We start from the raw sequence: 21,747 nt of genomic DNA, 5'->3' as shown, positions 1-21,747 counted from the left end.
TGTCCTACTTTCACATTTCAGTTGTTATTTGTTGAATGTTTGAAGCCATTTCATTTAGTAAAGAAAATTTGTGCCTGTAATTTGTTATCTTTTCTTTATTTACTGAATTGCTCGCAATCGGAGCTGATTTTATTTCAGAATAATCAAATCTTTTATATAAGGTCTGATCAGGGTTATTACTAACAACTAACTTCTTTTTAAAACTGAAAGTCTTTTCTATAGCGATTGGGAGATAAGATATGTATCTATAACCCTGTATTGAATCAACCTTTTTAAGTACCCTTCTTCTATTATAGATTTTATTATCAAAAGAGTTATTGAATAAGGTATTACTGTATTTAGTTACTTCAAAGTTTTCCTTGCCTAACCAATATCTGCCTAAGTCAAACCAGTAACCAAACGTTGCTTGCGTTTCGATTTTCAACTTACCTAACTCATCAGAGCATTCTTCATTAAGAAAAGATCTGACTTCATTGACCATATCACGATTTAGCGAAAAATGAATTGAATCGACATTGGCATAGCATATTTCTACGGTTTTAATCTTTAACAATTTTTCCATTAATTTCATCATCATGATCCTAGAGTTAGAAAGCATTTTGGAATGAAAAGAATAAATCGAGTCCCTGTTTTTATAATTGATAACCTTAGACCTTAACTTATTGATATTAGTGCCCGAAGTTACTAGTCTATTGCTGATTTTTGCTAATTCTAATTTTTGAAATACATCGAACGAATCGTCAAATCGGCATTTAAAATGTTGTTCGAAAAAGTTGATGATATCATTTGGCTGCTCCGAGTTAACTTTTATATACCTTTTGGCATTGGTAACGCTAGTGGCAATGACGATAGATTGCTTGGCTAAAGAGTTTTTTAAACAACCTATTCGTGAAGATTTTCTATCGTTATACAACGTTTGAACCGTTTTAGATAATGGATGTAAGACTTCTCTGGAAGAAACGATCCCGCTATAAACGCGATATCCTTCAAAAAATGACGTATAATAAATGATCTCATCTCTTGGTAAAAAGACCTCGATATTATCTCCTACTTCGAGGTTAAAATGAAAAGATTGATTTGATTTTGAAAACTTTAAAGGGTGATGCTTTAAGAAAATTGAATTCTTAGCTCCAATTAATAGTACCCTATAAACTCCATCAGGTGACAACTCATTTAATTCATAACTATCTTTAAATGATTTTAATTTAAGCTTTCTGGGATCAGGGAACGAGCCTTGAATACACTTTGCAAACATGGAGTTATAATCGACACTGAAGATCACTCTATCTTTTTGTTTTTCAGTCAACTTAAACACTTCTTGGTAAGGGGGCAGACAAGCAAAATATAGTGTTGAATCAAGCTCACTTTTGTATCTAATAGCTCTTTCTATAGCATACCGATATTTTGTTGATAACGATTTATTTAATGACCCGCCTTTAATACATAAGTTTCTTACATCGTTAAGTCTTTTCACTAATTCATTCAAATTACGTTCTAAATTGCTAATATATTTTAAATCTGAAAATATGGGATAGAGTTCTTCTAGCACATACATCCTTTGATTATAAATTAACAAGTCTTCTAATATTTTGCTTTTTTCCTTTGTAGTCAAAACGATTAGGTTCTGAACGTTTTCTGATTTTACTTTATGAAAAAATTCATGAATTTCAAAATATTTTTGATTATAGAGTACGGTATGACCATTAGTGGATATCGGAGTGTAATCAACCTGATTTAATTTGTTCGGGTTAACTGAGCCAAGGCGTATTCGTTTGTTTGAATTTGTTACTTCATTTAAAAATGAAAAATTATCGTCATGCCTTGAAATGGCAATTTTTTGATTCATGGAATTACCAGCTATTCTTATTTAATTCTTTTGTATATGCAACGTTAAGCTTTTTAATGTCAATATCAAAATTATCGTCTTTTATAGGAGAGCTGCTCTCTTTGGCCACTATATTTCTTCTTGATGTGGGTGTTAAATAATCTTTTCTTGTAGGGGAGGTGTTTTTATTTGATTTGGTATTTTTACTATTAATGTCAGTATTACTTTTCACTGATTCAACTATAGTAACGCCGAGCAATAATTCAAAAAATGTTAAAATTGCCCAAGGGCCAAAGGCAAAAGCCCATAAAATAGCGGTTATAATAATTGCTGGGTATAATATCTTTTCACTTAATATAAGTTTGAAAATCACTCCTAAAACTATGAACACTACAGCATAGAAAAGCATTTTTACTCCCTGTTAAAATGAATAAGCAGAATATTCGTGGTAATTCCATCAAACAATAAGTGCACACAAAAGTGGTCGAGGGGATACGTCCCCTCTTAGCAAGACTAAAGTCACAATTTATGTGTAAAGTTCGGAACGAACACTATACGGTAGAGAGGTTTCTACTAATGCATTAATACATTAATAACACTTTATGCAAGAATAAAATTCAAGTCAACATTATTCGTTCGCTCGCAACTGAAGCACACATCAAGCAAACGTTATGGGCAAAGTAAGCGATCATTCAGCGTCTAAATGGCTTTGTTGCGTAAATCGATGGAACTAAATCCTAAGCTTACGATCTGATCGATTACATTCATTCAACTCTGTAGTCTCATGTCGAAACCTCGTTACGACACAAACAACTGGAAGCAATACAATCAAGCTCTCATAAACCGAGGCTCTCTGACGTTTTGGATTGTCGAGGAGGCGATAAGAGAGTGGAAACAAGGCAAGCAAAACAAGCGCGGGAGACCTCGTGTTTTCAGTGAGTTAGCCATCACAACCGCTTTGATGGTAAAGCGTATTTGTTTAATGCCACTTCGCAAGGCTTTATTGATTCCGTGCTTCAACTTGCTCACCTTCCACTGCGTTGCCCACATTACAGTTGTATCAGTCGTCGAGCCAAAGACGTTGATGTAAGTTTTAAGACGAAAACCAAAGGAACCATTCAGCATCTTGCTATCGATGCAAAGGTCTCAAGGTTTATGGTGAGGGCGAGTGGAAATTCAAAAAACATGGCACGGATGGTAAACGCAGAGTGTGGCGGAAATTACATCTCACAGTAGATACTATTGCCCCTATTATTTTTTTATATGATAGTTTTTATTGCCTTGTAAGGCTTTAATTCGATTGTCTCGTGTAATTTCCCATTCATCAACAGGGTCCATCCTTGACCAAGCTTCAAATAGTTGAGTTTGTTGCCTGCTTAGTCTTAGGCCGTATTGATCACGCATGTAGAAATAGATTCTAGCAATATCACCCTGACGGTTAGCTGGCGGTTCTACTCGACGGTCTTTGAAATCAACTTCGAAATCACATTGACCATAGGATCTTGGTTCATTCGGAATCATGCCAAATCGAAAATTTGATCTATCCCCATTGAGCTCACCTACTGATGGTACGAGGTTATGGAGATCCGACACCATTTTAGAAAACTCAGGGTCATTCTTTTCACAGTTCCGACGACCACCATTTTGCCAGCATTGGCGTTGATGGCCAATTTCCCAAGCTGAGACAACGTGCTCCCACTCTAAGCGTTCTCCTCGTTTCGGTTGCTTCCTTGGTTCATATCCGCAAGATGTAGCATCAATCGCACCATCATTGTTATAGCTACATCCACAGTAAAATGTACTCTGGTTGTCTTGGTAAATTTCTCGGGCAAATCGTTTTGCCTGACTGAACGATGTGGGGTGTTCTGCAATTGCAGGTATAGCGAACAACGCTATAAAGAAAGTAACGAAAAAATCAGTTCTATTCATGTAGCTTGGCCAAAAATGACAGTTAAATTCATTTTAATGATTTTGATAGAAAATGCAGCAAGATGAAGAGCCCCTTCGAGAGGGGCTGGTTGATGGGAGCCTAGTTGGCGGGGGTATCTGTTTCCTCTTCAGTGATATCGTCATCGGTTAAAGGCACCGCTTGTTCAACCTCTGCTTCTTTACCCTTAGCTTGGGCTGATTTTCGTGCTCGAATTTCGATATCAATAATGCGTCGTGCAAGTTTGATAATGCGCTGTTGCCATGAGTAGTTGCCATCAACACGTTGCTTGTTGCTAAGCACGCTAGATAACCAGAGTGTGTCCATTGAGATCATCAACGCATCGAGTTTGCGCACTAAGCCAACAAACTGGCCAACCTGAGGAGAGCTGATTTTGGCGTTGAAGGTAATCGGGTCGGTGTAGTCAGGTACTTCATCGATGCCGTTGGACTCCATCAGTTTGTCCAAACGAGCTTGTTCGTTGTCTACCGCCTTAGCGCAATCCTCGATCAGCTGGCTAATGATCTGTTCCACTTCATCAATTTCGTTCTCATCGCCAATGATGCGCAGGATGACATCGATTCCGTAAAGCGCACTGACCGTCCGTCTAAAAACACGGTCAACGACACGTTGCGCCTGTAAGCTATTAATTGTGAATGATTGTTCAAAGATGGGTTTTGAGTAATTGGGTTTTGCTTGGGCCATAAGTTTTTGCTCCTGATATGACAATAATCAGTCCCTAGCCTAATCCTCTGTGCGGTAATGGCCTTTCAGCTAGGTGGAAGAATTGAGCATCTTTCTAACTATCCTGTCTGGATAAGACGGTTACAATGACTATCAAATATTGCTGATCTGTTTCAGTGATATCTGCGCCTGAGAGCATGAGCTCAAAGGAAGCCCGCCGCTGAGTATTCTCAGTGGTACTAAGAGGTAGCTAGCCTCCTTAAACAAATAGCCTGCATGTTTTTACATGCTCAACCATGCGTTCCTTGCGGTTCGCCTTTTCACCACCCAACTGGGGGAGTTTTCTCCAGTTGGGGGTGACTCCTTCACAACCTAATTAAGGAGTCACCAATGGAATATATCTTCGGATTTATTATCCAAGTCGCAGGCATTATGTTGCTTGCAAAACTGAGCTGGTCGCTTTTGCGATTGGTTGCTCGTCAAAGCGTGCGCCCGTTTCGATTTGTACTTACTCAAATCAAGCGATTGCTCACACCAACACCAAAACGTCGTCCAATGGCAGTGCCTAAAGCTCCTGGTATGCCCCGTTTGACATCTGCGTTTTACAAAGAGCCACATCAGTACGACATGGCTTTACTCGAAATACCAACCTATCTGCGTCGTCAGTCTTCTTTGCCCAGCCGGGTAGAAGCGACTGTGTGCACAGAGTTCAACTAAGACGAGGAGAACATCATGAAAAACCAAGTAACACTCATAGGCTACGTTGGCGCTGAGCCAGAGACGCGAGCCTATCCATCAGGTGATTTAGTGACCAGTATTTCACTGGCCACTTCTGAGAAATGGCGCGACCGTCAATCCAATGAGCTCAAAGAGCATACGGAATGGCATCGGGTCGTTTTTCGAGATCGTGGTGGATTTAAGTTAGGGCTAAGGGCAAAAGATTTAATCCAAAAAGGAGCGAAGCTTTTTGTTCAAGGGCCTCAGCGCACGCGCTCATGGGAGAAAGATGGTATTAAGCATCGATTGACCGAAGTGGACGCGGACGAGTTTCTGCTTCTTGATAGTGTGAACAAAGCATCTGAGCCATCAGCGGCGGATGATGCGGGCTCCCAAACTAATTGGGCACAAACATATCCTGAACCAGATTTTTAACTGAGCAAAAACGCTTTAACCCAGCCGGGAGTACTTTCCCGTCAGGGGCAGACTCCCACTTTGATTGTCGGAGTCCAAAATGGAAAAACCAAAGCTAATCCAACGCTTTGCTGAGCGCTTTAGTGTCGATCCAAACAAGTTGTTCGATACCCTAAAAGCAACAGCATTCAAGCAACGTGACGGTAGTGCACCGACCAATGAGCAGATGATGGCGCTCTTGGTGGTTGCAGATCAGTACGGCTTGAACCCTTTCACCAAAGAGATTTTTGCGTTCCCTGATAAACAAGCTGGGATTATCCCAGTGGTAGGTGTCGATGGATGGTCTCGCATCATCAATCAACACGACCAGTTTGATGGCATGGAGTTTAAGACTTCAGAAAACAAAGTCTCCCTGGATGGCGCGAAAGAATGCCCGGAATGGATGGAATGCATCATCTATCGGCGCGACCGTTCGCACCCAGTCAAAATCACTGAGTATCTGGATGAAGTCTATCGATCGCCTTTTGAAGGTAACGGCAAAAATGGCCCTTACCGGGTAGATGGTCCATGGCAGACGCACACTAAGCGAATGCTAAGACATAAATCCATGATCCAGTGTTCCCGCATTGCGTTTGGCTTTGTGGGAATTTTCGATCAAGACGAAGCGGAGCGAATTATCGAAGGCCAAGCAACACACGTTGTTGAGCCATCGGTGATATCACCCGAGCAAGTTGATGATCGAACCCGAGGGCTTGTTTACAAGCTTATCGAGCGGGCGGAAGCTTCAAACGCATGGAATAGTGCATTGGAATATGCCAATGAACATTTTCAAGGTGTTGAGCTGACGTTTGCGAAACAAGAAATCTTTAATGCACAGCAACAAGCAGCCAAAGCGCTCACACAGCCTTTAGCTTCTTAGCGCCACGCATTCATTTTACTAACCCTGGCGGGATTATTCTCCCGTCAGTGGGAAGGTCTCGTCTTTTTTTGGAGATCTTCCATGACTAAATCAGCCTCACTTTTTCGCTTGGTATTGGTTGTTGCCCTAGTCTTAGGTTCGATTCAAGCCGGTAAAGCTTCAATTGATTCGCTTCAAGCAAGTGTTGTTCAGCACCAAACAGCGTTAGCACAAGCTGCAAAGTAACCACTTAACCCTGAAGGGGAGTTCTCTCCTTCGGGGGAGTCTCCCCTCAAAGGAGACAATATGAAGGTTATCGACCTATCACAACGTACTCCTGCATGGCACCAGTGGCGCATTGCAGGGGTTACGGCATCTGAAGCCCCAATTATTATGGGGCGTTCACCCTACAAAACACCTTGGCGATTATGGGCAGAAAAAACTGGATTCGTATTACCGGAAGACCTGTCGAATAATCCTAATGTGCTTCGCGGTATTCGGTTGGAGCCTCAAGCAAGGCGAGCATTTGAGAATGCGCATAATGACTTTCTTCTGCCGTTATGTGCAGAAGCCGATCATAACGCAATCTTTCGAGCCAGCTTTGATGGCATCAACGATGCGGGCGAGCCCGTTGAACTGAAATGTCCTTGCCAGTCAGTTTTTGAGGATGTGCAAGCTCACAGAGAACAAAGCGAGGCGTACCAGTTGTATTGGGTGCAAGTACAGCATCAAATACTGGTCGCCAATAGCACGCGTGGTTGGTTGGTATTCTATTTTGAGGATCAACTGATTGAGTTTGAAATACAACGAGACGCATTGTTCTTAACTGAATTGCAAGAAACGTCGCTTCAGTTTTGGGAGTTAGTACAGACCAAAAAAGAACCGTCAAAATGCCCTGAGCAAGATTGTTTTGTTCCCAAGGGTGAAGCCCAATACCGTTGGACATCGCTGTCCCGCCAGTATTGCTCAGCACATGCCGAAGTGGTCCGACTGGAAAATCACATTAAATCTTTGAAAGAGGAAATGCGAGACGCTCAGTCAAAATTGGTCGCCATGATGGGTAACTACGCTCATGCCGACTATGCTGGGGTCAAACTCAGCCGCTACATGATGGCGGGCACGGTGGACTATAAGCAATTGGCCACCGATAAATTAGGCGAGCTGGATGAACAGGTTTTAGCCGCTTACCGAAAAGCGCCACAAGAGCGGTTGCGTATCAGCACCAATAAGCCAGAGCAGCCCGTTGAAACACCAATCAAAATCAGTCTTGAGCAAGATAACTTGGTTCTGCCAGGTGACTCGCCGAGCTCATTTTACTTTTAACGTTCACTTGGAGCCGATTTCGGCTCCTTTCTCATGCGCTTACATCGAGTGCATCAGAAAGCAGTTTCACTCGTAGCCAATGCTGGGTACGAATGATAGAGCGAGCTGAACTCTTACATACACAGCCATACCACAATCAACACACCACCCGACGGGGACTTCATTCCCTGTTGGGGCATGGGGCCTCGTTAAAACTAATGAGGTTTACCATGACAGAACAATCCCCATTTTTGGTTCAAGTGAATCAAGCGTTCAATGTCCCGGCTCCTGATGCTTTCGTTCTGGAAGGATATGGTGCCGACACTACCCATCCAAACATTCCCGTTCGCAAGGACGAGTATGTTTTTAGAAAAGAAGACTTACGTGACGTATTGGCGTTCTTGTCTCACCCAGACGGTGACGGTTTGTATATTACAGGCCCCACTGGATGCGGTAAGACCTCGCTAATTTGCCAAGTTGCTTCTCGATTGAATTGGCCTGTTCAGCAAATTACTGCGCACGGTCGATTGGAGTTGTCCGATCTTATCGGTCACCACACACTGGTTAATGGCAACATGACCTTTGTGTATGGGCCGCTGGCACTGGCTGTCAAGCATGGCCATTTGCTGATCATTAATGAAATGGATCTTGCTGAGCCTGCTGAACTGGCTGGGCTCAATGACATTTTGGAAGGTGCCCCGTTGGTCATCGCACAAAATGGCGGAGAGATCATCATGCCACATAACAAGTTTCGTTTTATCGCTACCGGCAACAGTGCGGGCAGCGGTGACCAGACGGGCTTGTATCAAGGTGTGCTTCAACAGAATTTGGCTTTCCTTGATCGCTTTAGAATCATTGAAGCTACCTATGCAGAGCCATCTGTAGAGGAAGCCATTCTGGAGAATGTTGCGCCGGGCTTGCCAGAAGTCTTTCGCCAAAAAATGGTGAAAGTAGCCGGTGACATTCGTCGTCTTTTTATTGGGGGCGCGGATGGCGGAGCAGAGCTTAGTATCACGATGTCCACTAGGACCTTGGTGCGCTGGGCAAAGTTAACACTTGCTTTTAAAGGCGCTCCTAACGCAGTGGAGTATGCACTGGTTCGGTCTTTGACGGCTCGTGCTGAGTTGGAGCAACGAGAAGCCATTCACCGTATTGCCGCTGATGTCTTCGGTGACCATTGGGAGGATTGATGATGGAAAAGTGCTTTGCTCTTTACCGTTACAGTCATTCTGATGGGACAGCCAAAGAATGGGCCATTTACGTTGGATCAGATACCAAGGAGATTGAAGTTCGGTTTGGAAAAGCCGGTCAATTATCGCAGCAGCGATTGATTGATTCGACTGATCCTAACGCTGAAGCAGACCGACGAATCAATGAGAAAATCAACAAGGGTTATCGATTTGTTGGACACGTCGGCATTGATCATCAAGGGCGGCCATTTGAACTCTCAAATGCGCTAGATAGTGTCGCGTGCGCCAATAACGTCAGTTGGGAGTTTCGTACTCGCAAGGACGTCAATGGCCAAGTCTCGCTGGCTCAAAAAGCGTTGTTCGATATGGCAAAGCTGCTTGAAGCCTATGGCTTGGCTGTTATTGATGATAACCAGGTCAGGATTGGAGAATGGTCATTAGGGTTTTGCAAAAGCGGATTACCTAGTACCAATCAAATCAGCATGGTGTCAGGTGAAGGCGCTGGCATTGTTAACACTGATGATGGCCCGTGGCCATTGTTGCTGTTACTGGCCTTTAAGCGTCAATTACCACCATTGTGTTCGCTCACAGTAGCGAGTCCTGAAGGGATAGAAGTATCCGACCAACTGAAGTTGGAAAAAGATGTATTAAGGTTATTAGGCAGTGATTTAGAAAGGGTTCGTCCGATAGCTGAAGCACTGGACTTAATGCCTGCGAAGATCGATCTCAACCAATCGTCGCCTGATTCGCAAAATTACTATTTCTGATAGTGGTATTGCCATTAGCGTGTCAATTACTACCACCCAAACGGGGGCCATTGCTCCTGTTGGGAGTGGTGCGTCCCCATCTCGCATGAGGATGCACTATGAGTATTAAAACCCTCGACAAAATATTGATTTGTCATATCGACTGTTCCATCTGGAGTGGTAGAAAAAAACTAAGGCCTGAAGATTTCAGATTAGCCAATGGCAGCCAACTTCCTCCGAAGGATGTTGCCAGCTTAGGGAGTAAAAAAATTTGCGACCCAGAGGCATTGGCGAACTTTGAAAGGCTTAAGAAAGAAGCGCAGCGTTTGTGTGAGCAAGTCGGTGTGCGGTTCTTAGGTGGCTATGCCGTCCCTGAAGACCGAATTGATCAAATTGTTCCAGAACTTGACCGTATAGGTCAGGAGTTTGCGCAGTGCAAGCAGTTGTTCTTGGACAACTATGATCAGGTGACTTTTGACTGGGTTGCAAAACACCCGGAATTTGCAGATGCAATCCGGCGTGCGCTGTCACCCATTGAAGATGTGGAACAACGGCTTCAGTTCGATTATGCCATCTATCGAATGCAACCGGCTGACCAAGCTGGAGGCTTAGATGACAAGGTCAATGGTATGGGACACACCCTCTTTAGGGAGGTGGCTCGTGATGCCAATGAACTGTTTGAGCGTTCCGTTGCAGGTAAGAATCAAATCAGCCAGCGAGCCCTTAATCCTCTGAAGCGGTTAAGAGACAAGTTGGATGGTTTGTCCTTCCTGGATCATCGAGTTCAGCCGATGGTCGAAGCGATGGACAATTTATTTGTTCGTCTGCCGAAGACCGGCCCTGTGACAGACAATCTCTATCACGAACTGATGGCGACCATTTTAATTTTGTCTGATCCAGACAAGATGAGAATGCACGGTGAAGGTCAATTGGATATCAGACAACTGATGCCCAAACCTGAACCTAAACCCGCACCGCCAGTATCTGCTCAGGCAGATAACTTACGTGCAATACCACAACCAACCGTCAGACCAAACCTTGGTTCGACTGTACCAAACTCATTTTATTTCTAACGTCCTTGAGGGCATGTTGCCCTTAAGGGCGCATGTCCTCTGAACTATGTAAGAGGAAATTATGCAATCAACCATCCATAACCCCAGCCAACTGAACCAGTTTGAACCACATTTTCGTGGTGTGACTGATGCGGTTGAAAGCGAATCGATACCAGAAGTGGCGTGTTGTCGAGCGTTAGTACAACGGTCGTACTCAACACATAGTGTCGTGATCCCCAAGAACCCTGTGCTGATCGCAGATGCGGACGCACAAGGAGCTTGGGTAACGGCCATGGTATTTGTTCCAAACATGGCATTGCAGCAAACCGCTTTTGAGCGGGCCTGGCTGCAATATCAACACGAGGTGTCTACTCAGTTACAAGACCAGTACGGTCTGACATTGAATGACATCCTGAGTTTAGACCAGCTTAAAACGTCATTTGAACAGCACGAGAGTCCAGCTCAATTGGTGGCTTGGTTAGGTCAAAAATACGACCTGGATAAGCTAAAAGCACAGGTTTAAACACTTACATTCCCAGCGGGGAAACGCTCCCGCTGAGGGAGTATTCCCCCTAATGATTAGGAGACTCCCATGAATCATCCATTAAAAAACGCACTGCCAATCGTTGCCGCCGCTTATGGCGAAAAGTTTGGTGTGAAGGTGCTTATTCAAGGACAAGATGCGTTTACCGATGGTGAGCGGATTGTGATCCCAACAGCAAACCCAGACGACCCACACTATCAACAGATAGCTTGGGGTTATCTGGCTCATGAAGCGGCGCATATTCGGCATACTAATTTTGAAATGGTGCAGAAGGCGTCGTCCAAGCCGATCCGTAAGGCACTTCTCAATATCATTGAGGACGTTCGCATTGAAAACGAATTGGCAAAGGATTATCCCGGAACCCGGCGCAGTATTTCGCAAGTGATTGAGTACATGGTGGACACACAGCAAATGTGTGTACCTGAACAGCCTGAGCCTGCATCTAACTTGCAAGCCTGGTTGTTGTTTCGCTTGAGATGCCATTTTCTGGGCCAGAAAGCGCTGACGCCTTTGTATCAAGCTGTTGATGAAAGAGTGAGACAACTCTTTCCTGCCGCAGCGATGAGCCGGTTAAGCGCCATGCTGACAGCAGTGCCTAGCCTAGCGTCTACAGGTGAAGTGCTGAAACTTGTCGATGCCATCGTTGCCATGTTGGAAGAAGAATCTCGTCCACCACAGGATGAGTCTGATGCTGATGGCGGTGATGACATTGGACAAGATGCGAGTAATGACAGCAATAGCAGTAGTGACAGTCAAACCCCGGAAACAGGTTCGTCTGCAATGGGGGATTTTGCTGAAACGGGTGATTCAGATAACTCTGATCAAGCTGACAATTTGCGACAAGCCTTAGAGGCCAGTGCCGCTCAGTTTGAACCCGATACCTTTGCCCAAGTGGCAGAAGTGTTGTCGGAACAAGCTGAAGGACATCAGGGCGTCACTCCACTCAGTTTGCCCCAAGCAGAGCAAGCTATGTTGGGTGATGAGGCCATCTTGACCTTATCGGCGTCTGAGTCGGCTCAAATTCGAGCCCGACTTAGAGGTATGGTTCAGTCCAGTCAGGACAATCGGAATCATGCCAAAGGGCACGGTCTTCGAGTTGCAACCCATCGTCTTGCCGCTTCACAAGCAGGTGAGTCGAGATTGTTTATTCAAAGGCAACCTCGCATTGCGCCCAATGCTGCTGTGCACTTGCTTGTCGATATATCGGGCTCAATGGGTAAGCCCATTGGCGAGGGTAATCGAAAGTACTTTCATGTTGCCAATGAAGCCGCTTTGGCTTTAGCCATGGCACTGGAAGGCATACCGGGTGTTGTACCTGCGGTCAGTTATTTTCCGGGTATTCATCAGGAAGTTTCTATCGCGTTATTGCCCAAGCAATCGGTTCGACATCGGGCCGCCTGTTTTGACCAAAAACCACGAGGTTGTACGCCTATGGCACAAGCGATGTGGTTTGCGGCAAACAGTTTGTTAGCGCAAAAACAGAAGCGAAAGCTAATGATAGTGCTAACGGATGGTGACCCAGATGATTGGGCTGCCACGCATGACATTGTTGACCGGTGCAGACGAAGTGGCTTTGAGCTGCTGGGAATAGGGATTCAAACACGCAGTGTTGAGAAATTCTTTCCTCAAAGCATCGTGATTAACGACGTCAAAGATCTGAAGCGTGAGTTATTCGAAGTAACACAACAACTGTTAATTCAGTAACCACATCAATTTTACCACCCTGCGGGGACGATTCCGTCTCCGTCAGGGCATGGGTTCGTCTCCGCTTTTTTTTGGAGACTCCTATGAAAAACAGAAAGTTCTTAGCTGGCGAAGAAGCCGGTACTTACATCGTTCCTGAGCAAGTGACTGAAGCGGATATTTTAGATATGGCGCTTAAGCTTGCCCGTGGTCGATTGAGTAAAGGTCGAAAAATTGAACAGCCATCGTCGGCGTTCTCATACCTGCAAACACTGATGCACGAGTATGAGCACGAGGTTTTTGGTGTGCTGTTTCTTGATACAAAGCATCGCGTCATTCGATTTGAAGAGCTGTTCAAAGGCACTTTAGATGCGGCGAGCGTGTATCCAAGGGAAGTAACAAAGCGAGCGCTAGAACTTAATGCGGCAGCAGTGATATTGGTTCACAACCATCCATCGGGTGATCCTGAACCCAGTGAAGCTGATAAACGCATCACTCATCGACTCCGTGACGCCTTGTCACTTGTTGATATTCGAACGCTTGACCATGTTGTGGTCGCATCCGAGGGCTGCGTTTCGCTTGCCGAACGCGGTTATCTTTAATGAATGGGCGCATTGCCCATTCTCCTACATCACAAAAGCAGTCCCATCAACACACATCATCACAGCTCGAATTTCTATTTGAGTTTGATGATGCCCCAGTCACTTGGTCTGACACGGAAATCTGGCAGTTACGCGAAGGCATTCTATTGGATGCGATCCGTGTATTGCTGGACGGTCGTGTTAGTACTCGGTTGCGCAAGGATGTGTTGTCGTGGATTCAAAATGACGAATTAACGCCATTTTGCTTTCGTGTTTGCGCAATGGCTGCGGTTGTCGATCCTGATGTGCTTCGTGATTCCATCATGTGGCTATTAAGACGACATGGTATCCAGCTTGACTAACGTTCCTGCATTAACCAAACGGCTCAATGCAGGACCCAAGCTGGCTTTTACCACCAGTGGTAATAGTCGGCTTTTTACTTAAGGAGGTTATATGGCGTTACCTTTACAGATTGAAACAGTAAGGCCATATCTTAATGGCCAATGGCTTCAAATACTTGCGGCTTTGGTGCCAGAACTTGATGCCGCTATTGCTCGAAAAGGCCGTCATGTGGCTTGTCCTGTTCATGGCGGTCGTGATGGCTTTAGGCTGTTCAAAGATGCTGAATATACCGGTGGGGGCGTTTGTAATACCTGCGGTATCTTTCATGATGGTTTTGAACTGTTGTCTTGGATCAATGGATGGAACTTTGCTCAGTCTATTGAGGCAATCGGCCAGGTTCTTGGTATTCAACCCGGACAAATACAAGCGCCTACTCGGCCAATACCGAGTAACGCTGTTGATTGGAAGGCTAGAAAGCAGGACGAGGACAAAGCGATTATCCATCGCTTGAATCAAACCTGGGGAGAAACGTTTTCTCTTGCAGATACTCGTGCGCAACCAGTTTGGAACTACTTGCATCGTCGTGGCATTGTGACGCGGCTTCGTCCTGAATGGGATTCGGTGCTGAGGTTTCATCCAAGCTTGCCTTACCATGATGAAGATGGTCTGTTTATCGATAGCTACCCAGCGCTGCTAGGTAAAATCGTTACTCAGCAAGGGCGTTCGGCCACGTTTCATCGGATCTACCTAAGTGAAGATGGTTTCAAAGCGCCGGTTGAAAAGCCTAAAAAGATGATGCCGATACCAAGTGACAGAACAATCACAGGTGGTGCCATTCCGATAGGTGAGCCTGGTGAGGTACTAGGTGTGTCTGAAGGCATCGAAACAGCTTTAGCGGTTACCAGAGCTACGGGGCAAACATGTTGGTCGGTTGTGAATGCAACCCTACTGGCTAGGTTTGAACCACCAAGTAATGTGAAAATGCTGTACATCTGGGCAGACCACGATCTCTCTGAGAGCGGCCTGAATGCAGCGAATGAACTCAAGAAAAAAGCCTGGCAGAAAGGCATTCTGACGCAAGTGTTGATCCCCCCGATACCAACGTCACTTGGCGTGAAAAGTTGGGATTGGAATGATGTGCTGAATGTTTACGGTGCCATGGGCTTTCCGAAAGTTCATGTCTGATCCAAGGGGCTTCGGCCCCTTTTTTTGCGCCTTGCATATTTGAAAAAACATGGAGAATGAAAAATAGATAACCAATAGGAGAAACAAATATGATGGTATTAACCCTGTTAACAAAGCAGATTGATGGTGAGTTTACGGTTTACTGGAAGACCGGCCTTCGAAGAGGTGGTGAGCTAAAGGTCGATTTAGGTGAGCAATACGACAAGCTACCTGAGCAGCAAAAGCCAATTGCAGCTGAGGTTTATGCTATTCATCACCTACTGTCAGTGAAAGAGGTGATGGGGAGTAACCGAAGCGGTAATGGGCTTCAAATCCGGGTCAGTAAAGGAGCCATCAAAAAGTTACAGAAACAACGCTCAACTCAGCATTCACTATACAGCCTGACTAGGTTCTTGCTCACCCGCTACCAAGAAGCACAGATATCGGTAGAAAAACGGGAAGAATGGCTCTCTCATTCCTTCGAAGAATACTGCGTCGATAATGCTACCGTGAGAGAAATCGATGAGGTCATCAATGTGCCAAGTATTGGGCCTGTCGTGGTGACTCGTCATGCACAGGAACGGTTTGTGGAACGGCTTTCAGACGGTGTACCTAAGCATCCTTGGAAGGCTTTGTGCTCAAAGCTGCTATGTTCTGCGCTAACTAAAGCCCAGTTACCAGAAAGCGTCACTATCCAAAAAGCAAAAAAATATGCACAAGAGGCCGAGTTCTGGCAATACATGGGGAGCAAGATGTACTTTGTTATGGTTCCAAGTGGCTCAATTAAAACTTTGGTTACGGTTTTTGCAGTTAAGTGAGCTAATGTAGTATTCGCACTTTATGAATATTACTTATGTGCCAATTGCTGACATTGCAGTTTTTCACAACGAACGTCCGCTTTCGGATGCAAAGCGGAATTCACTGAAAAAGCCTTCCTCATTTTGTGTGTTTTTTGAGCTTTATTTTCGAGAGCTGTGCCTCTATACCAAGTGACTTCACCCTATGGTTTCTCAAAAATAGGGAGGTCATCAGAGTATGGGAAGTATAAACCACCTTTTTGCCCTTCTGGTGAAGCATTGACACAAGCACTTAGCCGCACAGGCCGTTACAATAGCGGCTATGAAAAAAACACCAGCCGAATTACCCGATGATGTCGAATGTAGATGAAACCATTAAAGCCATGAAAGAACTGCGTACACTGGGGATCCGCTTCTCACTGGATGATTTTGGTACTGGTTATTCATCACTCAACTATCTGACTCAACTGCCTATAGATACGCTGAAAATTGACCGCTCATTTGTTGAGAACATGATCAACTCTCAGGAAGATGCTGCAATAGTCGCTACGATATTATCACTGGCTTCAACTTTGAAGTTAGAAGTCGTCGCTGAAGGTGTTGAAACAGAGGAGCAACTGGAATTCTTAATTAAATCTGGTTGCCAGTCATTTCAGGGCTATTTACTTGGCAGACCGATGCCAGCAGACCAGTTGCGGAATGGATGCTAGTTAAAAAAGCAAGTTAACGCATAATTCTATAGAAACGCACCTTTTTAAGGACGGCACGTTAACATTGATTAACGTATATAATTAGATTCAGTCTAAAAACCGGTGATATCTTAAAAGGTACGATGAATAGTCCTCGCATTGTTAACTTTTATTGGTAATGCGCTGTTGCCTCTAAGTATTCGAGAGGTACATCTAATGTCCTGAAATCTCCGCTTTCAGTGAAAAGCAGCGATTTGGCCATGTCCAAGGTACGAGTCAGCTCTAGGCACTCATAGGGATTTAGTTCAAGCAGAGTTCAACAAATACTAGAAGAGAGAAGATTGTGATACACCTACTTCAATCCATGCCGTCCACCCGGAAATGGTTCCGCAGTGTCCATAAAGTAGTAAACCTGTTCCAGTAATTCATCCATGTTTTTGCACTGATGATTACGGGTGATCGTTTCGTGCAACGCATGCCAGAGTTTTTCAATTTTGTTATGCCATGGACTATAGACCGGTAAAAATAGCAGCTTGAATTTCTCGTTTTCGCTCAGCCATTTCTGCGCCTTTTTACTCTTATGGATGATGTAGTTGTCCACAATGAGCGTTATCGTTTTGGCGCGCCGGTACTGCCTTTTCAGCTTCTTCAGCAGCTCTAAAAACAAATCGGTGGTTTTCCGATTGCCTTCAACATAACTGATTTGGCCTGTCTGGCTAAGCAGCGCTCCGGCCAAAAAATGCTTTTTATTCTGACCTGGCGTGGCCACTTTGCGCTGCTTTCCTCTGTAACCCCAGTCAGCGCCAATCTTGGGGTTCAGGTGAATATCCACTTCATCCTGATAAAAAACCGGATGGTCAGCATTGCTGTTTGCAAGTGCTTCGCGGATTGCAGCTAACTTTGTATCCTTCTCCGGATCTTGAATGTAGAGGGTTGGCGCGGCCCGACGCCATACGATGCCTATTTCAGGTAACCATTTCCTTATCGTAGAGCTATGAACTTTTACCTTACACAACTTATTGAGTAATAACGAAAACAGCTCAGAACTCCAGCGCGAACGCTGAAACCCAAAAGTTCTCGGCGTGTAGTCCAACAAGATTTTTAGGACACCGCAAATCAAACTTTTTGGTTGCCGACGCGGTCGACCTGCACCTTTGGTTTTAAGGCCATCGACCCCGGTAACTTCATACCAGGTGATCCACCGACTAACAGACGAACGTCCCGCCTGCAGCAATCTGGCAACATCGGATTTGGTTTTACCTTTTAGCACCAGCAACACCGTATTTGCCCGACGGCAAAGTTCTTTGTCTCTGGTTTTACGCATAATTTTGCGCAAGCGGCAGGTTTCAGCGCCGTAGAAAAAAGCTATTTAGTTACAGGTGCGGCTGCAGGTATTACTGCATTTGACCAAGCTGAACAGGCATACGCCGAGACCTTTCAGCCCGGATTGACATATGCTCAGTTGCAGCAAAAGGTTGGTTCTGTCGAAGCCCCGGGTCGATTACAGGAATTAATAGAAATATTGAATCAACCTGCACCGGCTTTGTACGGTATCAAGGCGCAGGATCTATTGACGTTATTTCACGAAGCTGACGAGGCGCACAAGTTAGTGGAGGACCTGGCCAGCAGGATAGTGCCGCATACCAAGAGCTTTATACAGCAGTTCTTGAACTACAGGCATTGTCTCCGGACCATTGTCCGGCATGTGAAACTGCAATTGTTGGAGAACAGCACGTCCATGTCGATCCGTTTGCAAAAGCTGCCAATGGCCTAGAACAGCTCCGTGAACTGGCACAGCTCAAGCAGCGGCACCAACTCGCAATTACTCAGAGGAAAATCGCAGCAGATGCATTGCGCGCTTACTTCGCCAATTTTGCTCAACGTGTTGTAGCAACGGTCGATAGTGAGTCTGACGTTTTGCGCTATATCGCAAATCCGGGCTTTCAACATGGTGTTGCATGGTGGAAGGCAGGATACCTCCCTATTGCTGGTGGGGTATCACCGGCACAGCAGGCAGTCAATTACGCCCATCAATTGGAAAATGACGATGTCGTTACTCAGCAAAACCTTGCTCAGCGTGACCAACTGATTGCTGAACGTGATCGTCTTTCTGAGGCCCGTTGTCCTGCAGGGCGGGATCGCACTTTGTTAATGAAATTTGAACAGGCAGATCGTCTGTGATCTAATCGCGTCTCCATGCAGGAGGCACGCGCTATGACGTTGATTGAACACCTTACCCTTGTCGAAGAAACTCGCTCTGAGATCAATCGTAAGCATAACCTGGTTGATGTCATGTTCCTTGTCATCAGTGCCATCATGAGTGGTGCCGAGGGCTGGAATGACATCGAAACCTATGGCGATTCAAAGATCGATTGGCTCCGTCAGCATCGCCCCTTTGCCAACGGCATCCCGCGGCGTCACACGGTTGCCCGCATTCTGCGCTGCATTGTCATCGATACCTTGCTTGAAGCGTTGCTGTGCTGGGTCAATGAACAGCGCACTCATCAGGGAAAACCCATAATTGCCTTTGATGGCAAGGTGTTACGCGGCTCCTTTCGGGGAAATGCCAAGGATGCTCTGCAGTTGGTCACGGCCTACGATACCGAAAATGGTCTGGTGTTAAGCCAGAAAGCAACCCCGAACAAGAAGGGGGAAATCGAAACCGTCAAAGAGATGCTGGACATTCTTGAACTCAAGGGGGCCGTTGTCACGCTTGATGCCCTGCATTGTCAGCGAGAAACATTGCAGAAAATCAGCGAGAAGAAGGCTCATGTGGTGGTACAGGTAAAGAAGAATCAGCCAAAGTTGTACCAAGCCGTTCAGTCACAATTCCAGGCACTGTTTGACGCTCAGAAAGAGAAGATTGTCGTCGAGCACAAAGAGAGTGGACATGGCCGCCAGGAAGAGCGTTATGTGTTTCAATTAAAAGCCAAATTACCGCCAGAGTTGACGGAAAAATGGCCGACAATCCGCAGCATCATTGCCGTTGAGCGTCACCGCAGCGCCAACGGAAAAGGAACGGTAGATACCTCTTACTATGTCAGCTCGTTATCCCCCAAGCACAAGCTGCTAGGGCACTATATACGGCAGCACTGGCGGATAGAGAACAGCCAGCATTACATTCTTGATGTGGTGTTCAACGAGGATGCTTCCAGGATAGCGATGGAGGATGCGGTCGAGAATATGGCGCTATTCCGGCGGTTCGTATTGAATATCGTAAAACAGAGCAATTGTGGTGCTCGAAGTCAGAGAAACAAGCTAAAAAGAGCCGGCTGGAATGACGACTATCGGGCTCAGTTATTCTTTGGTTAAAAGATCAACAAAGTGTGCTCCCGCCCTGCCTTTGTAGCGGGCTTTTACAAAACCGAATTGCTGTTTGATGATCCGGAATGGATGTTCTACTTTCGACCGGATGCTGGTTTTCAAATATTCAATTCGTATTGCTACTTTATTCAGTCGTGGATGCTGTTTTAAGGTTCTGACTTTGCTTGGACGCTCCGCTATCAACCAGTCAACATCCACCTCTTTTAAGGCTTCACGTTTCTCTGCACCTTGATAACCCGCATCGGCTGAGACAAATTCTTCTTGTCCGTGCAATAGGTTTTCTAGCTGGGTCAGGTCATGTTCGTTGGCTGACGTTGTCACCAGTGTATGCGTTAAACCACTTTTCGCATCAACACCGATATGCGCTTTCAAGCCAAAATGCCATTGATTGCCTTTCTTGGTTTGGTGCATTTCTGGATCACGCTGATTTTGTTTATTTTTTGTGGATGTCGGCGCTTCAATAATTGTGGCATCAACCAGCGTCCCTTGTTTCATCATGACGCCACTGTCCGTAAGCCATTGATTGATGGTATCAAGCAGTTGCCGGGCTAATTGATGTCGTTCCAGCAAGTGGCGAAAGTTCATGATAGTCGTTCGGTCTGGGATTGCGCTATCCAGAGACAGATGAGCAAATAACCGCATGGAGGTAATTTCATAGAGTGCGTCTTCCATGGCTCCGTCGCTCAAGTTATACCAATGCTGCAAACAATGGATCCGAAACATAGTTTGCAATGGATAAGGTTGTCGACCATTACCTGCCTTTGGATAAACCGGTTCGATGAGAGCTAAAAGCATCGACCACGGCAATAAAGCATCCATTCTGGAAAGGAATATTTCTTTGCGGGTTTGACGACGTTTACTGGAAAATTCGCTATCCGCGAAGGTGAGTTGATACTCCATGGTTTAACCAATCCGATGGTCAACTGGATGACTGTATGATCTCACATTAGGAACTTATTCGCACCTTCCCTAAAAATAGATGGACTAATCTGCATTGCCAAGCAACCGCCCGTTGTGACTGATCTCCTTTCGTAATTCAACGGCGTTGATCTGCGAGACAGTTTGTTCACCAGCTGTGAGGCGAAAAAGTTTCATTGAACTTCTCACCGCCTGTACTTGTCCGTACACTGACTGCGCAGCTGCCGCAAGCTCTTGCACCAAAGCTGCGTTTTGCTGGGTAATAGTGTCCAAGTGGGCAATCGCTTCATTTATTTGAGACGCGCCTGTGCTTTGCTCTTGTGCGCTAGAGCTGATCTCTTCTAGCACCTGGCTGACCTGCCGAATGGACTCAACAGCTTCTTGCATACGCAACCTGGCCTCTTGGGCACTGGCAACACCTGACAAAACTCTCGATCCAGACTCCTCAATTAGCACCTTGATATCTTTGGCCGCAGCTGCGCTCCGCTGTGCAAGTGTTCGCACTTCTGACGCTACCACAGCAAAACTGAATCGACCAGGCTTTCCTAGATAGTTGCCAGCCTCACAGAATGACGTCTCTCAAACTCTACGGGAGACAGGCCATCCGCAGACGAATGTCTTCGGATGGGGTTGTAAAACATCTCAATGTAGCTAAACACATCGCTGCGCGCTTCTTTCCTGGTTGCATATACGTGCTTGCGGATGCGCTCGCGTTTCAGTAATTGGAAGTTACCGACGGATAGGGCGTACATCGCTCACGCAGTAAACCAGATGGCATGTCGTTTGCTTGCCTGTATTGTTGGCGGAGCTTTGGGCACGAGCGGTGAAACAAAGTGGTGATTAATACCGTGACATACAAAATGTGTTATCTTTAAGTGGTGATTAATACCGTGACATACAAAATGTGTTATCTTTAAGTGGTGATTAATACCGTGACATACAAAATGTGT

The 21,747-nt window shown here is 45.4% G+C and carries 23 protein-coding genes and 4 pseudogenes; 18 read left to right on the top strand and 9 right to left on the bottom strand.

Annotated elements, in window-relative coordinates:
• Positions 1–10: 10 nt before the first annotated feature.
• A complete protein-coding gene (locus ACHUE3_RS10130; RefSeq protein WP_394192324.1) occupies positions 11–1,846 on the bottom strand; it encodes a hypothetical protein in 1,836 nt (611 codons plus the stop codon).
• Positions 1,847–1,850: 4 nt separating this feature from the next.
• The gene (locus ACHUE3_RS10125; RefSeq protein ID WP_238777637.1) at positions 1,851–2,234 is read right to left on the bottom strand and encodes a hypothetical protein; all 384 of its coding nucleotides are present in this window, start codon (positions 2,232–2,234) and stop codon (positions 1,851–1,853) included.
• A gap of 375 nt (positions 2,235–2,609) precedes the next feature.
• Here ACHUE3_RS10125 and ACHUE3_RS10120 point away from each other — a divergent pair.
• Positions 2,610–3,066 (top strand): annotated as a pseudogene (locus tag ACHUE3_RS10120) (IS5 family transposase); the annotation flags it as partial.
• A 10-nt stretch (positions 3,067–3,076) separates the two neighbouring features.
• On the opposite strand, the gene ACHUE3_RS10115 reads toward ACHUE3_RS10120, so the two are convergent.
• Positions 3,077–3,754, bottom strand: a complete 678-nt coding sequence (locus tag ACHUE3_RS10115) for an endonuclease (protein WP_238777639.1) — start codon at positions 3,752–3,754, stop codon at positions 3,077–3,079.
• Between the two features lie 100 nt (positions 3,755–3,854).
• Entirely contained in the window at positions 3,855–4,457 is a 603-nt protein-coding gene (locus ACHUE3_RS10110; RefSeq protein WP_394192323.1) for a hypothetical protein, read from the bottom strand.
• 369 nt (positions 4,458–4,826) lie between these two features.
• Between ACHUE3_RS10110 and ACHUE3_RS10105 the strand changes: the two genes are divergently transcribed.
• The 15 genes from ACHUE3_RS10105 (at position 4,827) to ACHUE3_RS10035 (ending at position 16,576) form a co-directional block, all read left to right on the top strand.
• Positions 4,827–5,153, top strand: coding sequence for a hypothetical protein (locus ACHUE3_RS10105; RefSeq protein WP_007104995.1), 327 nt, complete (start codon positions 4,827–4,829; stop codon positions 5,151–5,153).
• A 15-nt stretch (positions 5,154–5,168) separates the two neighbouring features.
• Complete coding sequence (locus ACHUE3_RS10100; RefSeq protein ID WP_199467232.1) at positions 5,169–5,588, top strand: single-stranded DNA-binding protein; 420 nt, start codon at positions 5,169–5,171, stop codon at positions 5,586–5,588.
• A 79-nt stretch (positions 5,589–5,667) separates the two neighbouring features.
• Complete coding sequence (gene bet, locus ACHUE3_RS10095) at positions 5,668–6,486, top strand: phage recombination protein Bet (RefSeq protein WP_250660365.1); 819 nt, start codon at positions 5,668–5,670, stop codon at positions 6,484–6,486.
• Between the two features lie 81 nt (positions 6,487–6,567).
• Positions 6,568–6,711 (top strand): hypothetical protein, encoded by a 144-nt coding sequence (locus ACHUE3_RS10090; RefSeq protein WP_394192322.1) that lies wholly within the window; start codon positions 6,568–6,570, stop codon positions 6,709–6,711.
• 60 nt (positions 6,712–6,771) lie between these two features.
• Positions 6,772–7,788 carry a YqaJ viral recombinase family nuclease gene (locus tag ACHUE3_RS10085; protein ID WP_394192321.1) on the top strand — a complete coding sequence of 339 codons (1,017 nt, stop codon included), beginning with the start codon at positions 6,772–6,774 and terminating at the stop codon, positions 7,786–7,788.
• Positions 7,789–7,997: 209 nt separating this feature from the next.
• Positions 7,998–8,957 carry an AAA family ATPase gene (locus ACHUE3_RS10080; RefSeq protein ID WP_000139695.1) on the top strand — a complete coding sequence of 320 codons (960 nt, stop codon included), beginning with the start codon at positions 7,998–8,000 and terminating at the stop codon, positions 8,955–8,957.
• Positions 8,958–8,959: 2 nt separating this feature from the next.
• The gene (locus ACHUE3_RS10075; RefSeq protein ID WP_463530597.1) at positions 8,960–9,724 is read left to right on the top strand and encodes a hypothetical protein; all 765 of its coding nucleotides are present in this window, start codon (positions 8,960–8,962) and stop codon (positions 9,722–9,724) included.
• A gap of 98 nt (positions 9,725–9,822) precedes the next feature.
• Entirely contained in the window at positions 9,823–10,776 is a 954-nt protein-coding gene (locus ACHUE3_RS10070) for a DUF3150 domain-containing protein (RefSeq protein ID WP_394192319.1), read from the top strand.
• A 61-nt stretch (positions 10,777–10,837) separates the two neighbouring features.
• The gene (locus tag ACHUE3_RS10065; protein WP_217875205.1) at positions 10,838–11,278 is read left to right on the top strand and encodes a hypothetical protein; all 441 of its coding nucleotides are present in this window, start codon (positions 10,838–10,840) and stop codon (positions 11,276–11,278) included.
• Between the two features lie 69 nt (positions 11,279–11,347).
• Positions 11,348–13,003, top strand: a complete 1,656-nt coding sequence (locus tag ACHUE3_RS10060; protein ID WP_394192318.1) for a VWA domain-containing protein — start codon at positions 11,348–11,350, stop codon at positions 13,001–13,003.
• A gap of 83 nt (positions 13,004–13,086) precedes the next feature.
• Complete coding sequence (radC, locus tag ACHUE3_RS10055; protein WP_000797298.1) at positions 13,087–13,584, top strand: RadC family protein; 498 nt, start codon at positions 13,087–13,089, stop codon at positions 13,582–13,584.
• Positions 13,584–13,925, top strand: a complete 342-nt coding sequence (locus tag ACHUE3_RS10050; protein ID WP_025587942.1) for a hypothetical protein — start codon at positions 13,584–13,586, stop codon at positions 13,923–13,925. The genes radC and ACHUE3_RS10050 overlap by 1 nt, the downstream gene beginning before the upstream one ends.
• Before the next feature lie 91 nt (positions 13,926–14,016).
• Positions 14,017–15,090: a DUF7146 domain-containing protein gene (locus ACHUE3_RS10045; RefSeq protein ID WP_394192317.1), complete on the top strand. Its 1,074-nt coding sequence runs from the start codon at positions 14,017–14,019 to the stop codon at positions 15,088–15,090.
• 89 nt (positions 15,091–15,179) lie between these two features.
• Complete coding sequence (locus ACHUE3_RS10040) at positions 15,180–15,887, top strand: hypothetical protein (RefSeq protein ID WP_011788520.1); 708 nt, start codon at positions 15,180–15,182, stop codon at positions 15,885–15,887.
• 329 nt (positions 15,888–16,216) lie between these two features.
• The gene (locus tag ACHUE3_RS10035; RefSeq protein ID WP_394192316.1) at positions 16,217–16,576 is read left to right on the top strand and encodes an EAL domain-containing protein; all 360 of its coding nucleotides are present in this window, start codon (positions 16,217–16,219) and stop codon (positions 16,574–16,576) included.
• A gap of 331 nt (positions 16,577–16,907) precedes the next feature.
• Here ACHUE3_RS10035 and ACHUE3_RS10030 read toward each other — a convergent pair whose 3' ends face one another.
• Positions 16,908–17,879 (bottom strand): IS630 family transposase, encoded by a 972-nt coding sequence (locus ACHUE3_RS10030; RefSeq protein ID WP_394192315.1) that lies wholly within the window; start codon positions 17,877–17,879, stop codon positions 16,908–16,910.
• Positions 17,880–18,406: 527 nt separating this feature from the next.
• Between ACHUE3_RS10030 and ACHUE3_RS10025 the strand changes: the two genes are divergently transcribed.
• Both ACHUE3_RS10025 and ACHUE3_RS10020 read left to right on the top strand, forming a co-directional pair.
• Positions 18,407–18,736, top strand: a complete 330-nt coding sequence (locus tag ACHUE3_RS10025; RefSeq protein ID WP_394192314.1) for a hypothetical protein — start codon at positions 18,407–18,409, stop codon at positions 18,734–18,736.
• A gap of 33 nt (positions 18,737–18,769) precedes the next feature.
• The gene (locus tag ACHUE3_RS10020) at positions 18,770–19,867 is read left to right on the top strand and encodes an ISAs1 family transposase (protein ID WP_394192313.1); all 1,098 of its coding nucleotides are present in this window, start codon (positions 18,770–18,772) and stop codon (positions 19,865–19,867) included.
• Between the two features lie 27 nt (positions 19,868–19,894).
• On the opposite strand, the pseudogene ACHUE3_RS10015 reads toward ACHUE3_RS10020, so the two are convergent.
• From ACHUE3_RS10015 to ACHUE3_RS10000, 4 genes and pseudogenes are all read right to left on the bottom strand, one after another.
• Positions 19,895–20,779: pseudogene (locus ACHUE3_RS10015) on the bottom strand (IS5 family transposase); the annotation flags it as partial.
• Between the two features lie 84 nt (positions 20,780–20,863).
• Positions 20,864–21,322: pseudogene (locus tag ACHUE3_RS10010) on the bottom strand (methyl-accepting chemotaxis protein); the annotation flags it as partial.
• 20 nt (positions 21,323–21,342) lie between these two features.
• Positions 21,343–21,528 (bottom strand): annotated as a pseudogene (locus ACHUE3_RS10005) (IS3 family transposase); the annotation flags it as partial.
• A gap of 24 nt (positions 21,529–21,552) precedes the next feature.
• On the bottom strand, positions 21,553–21,747 hold a 195-nt coding region (locus tag ACHUE3_RS10000; RefSeq protein WP_394192312.1), incomplete at its 5' end, for a hypothetical protein.

It is taken from the genome of Pseudoalteromonas atlantica (genome assembly GCF_043641955.1).
Taxonomy (GTDB): Bacteria; Pseudomonadota; Gammaproteobacteria; order Enterobacterales; family Alteromonadaceae; genus Pseudoalteromonas; species Pseudoalteromonas atlantica_A.
Note: the sequence above shows the minus strand (reverse complement) of the source record. Positions and strands in the feature narration are given on the sequence as shown.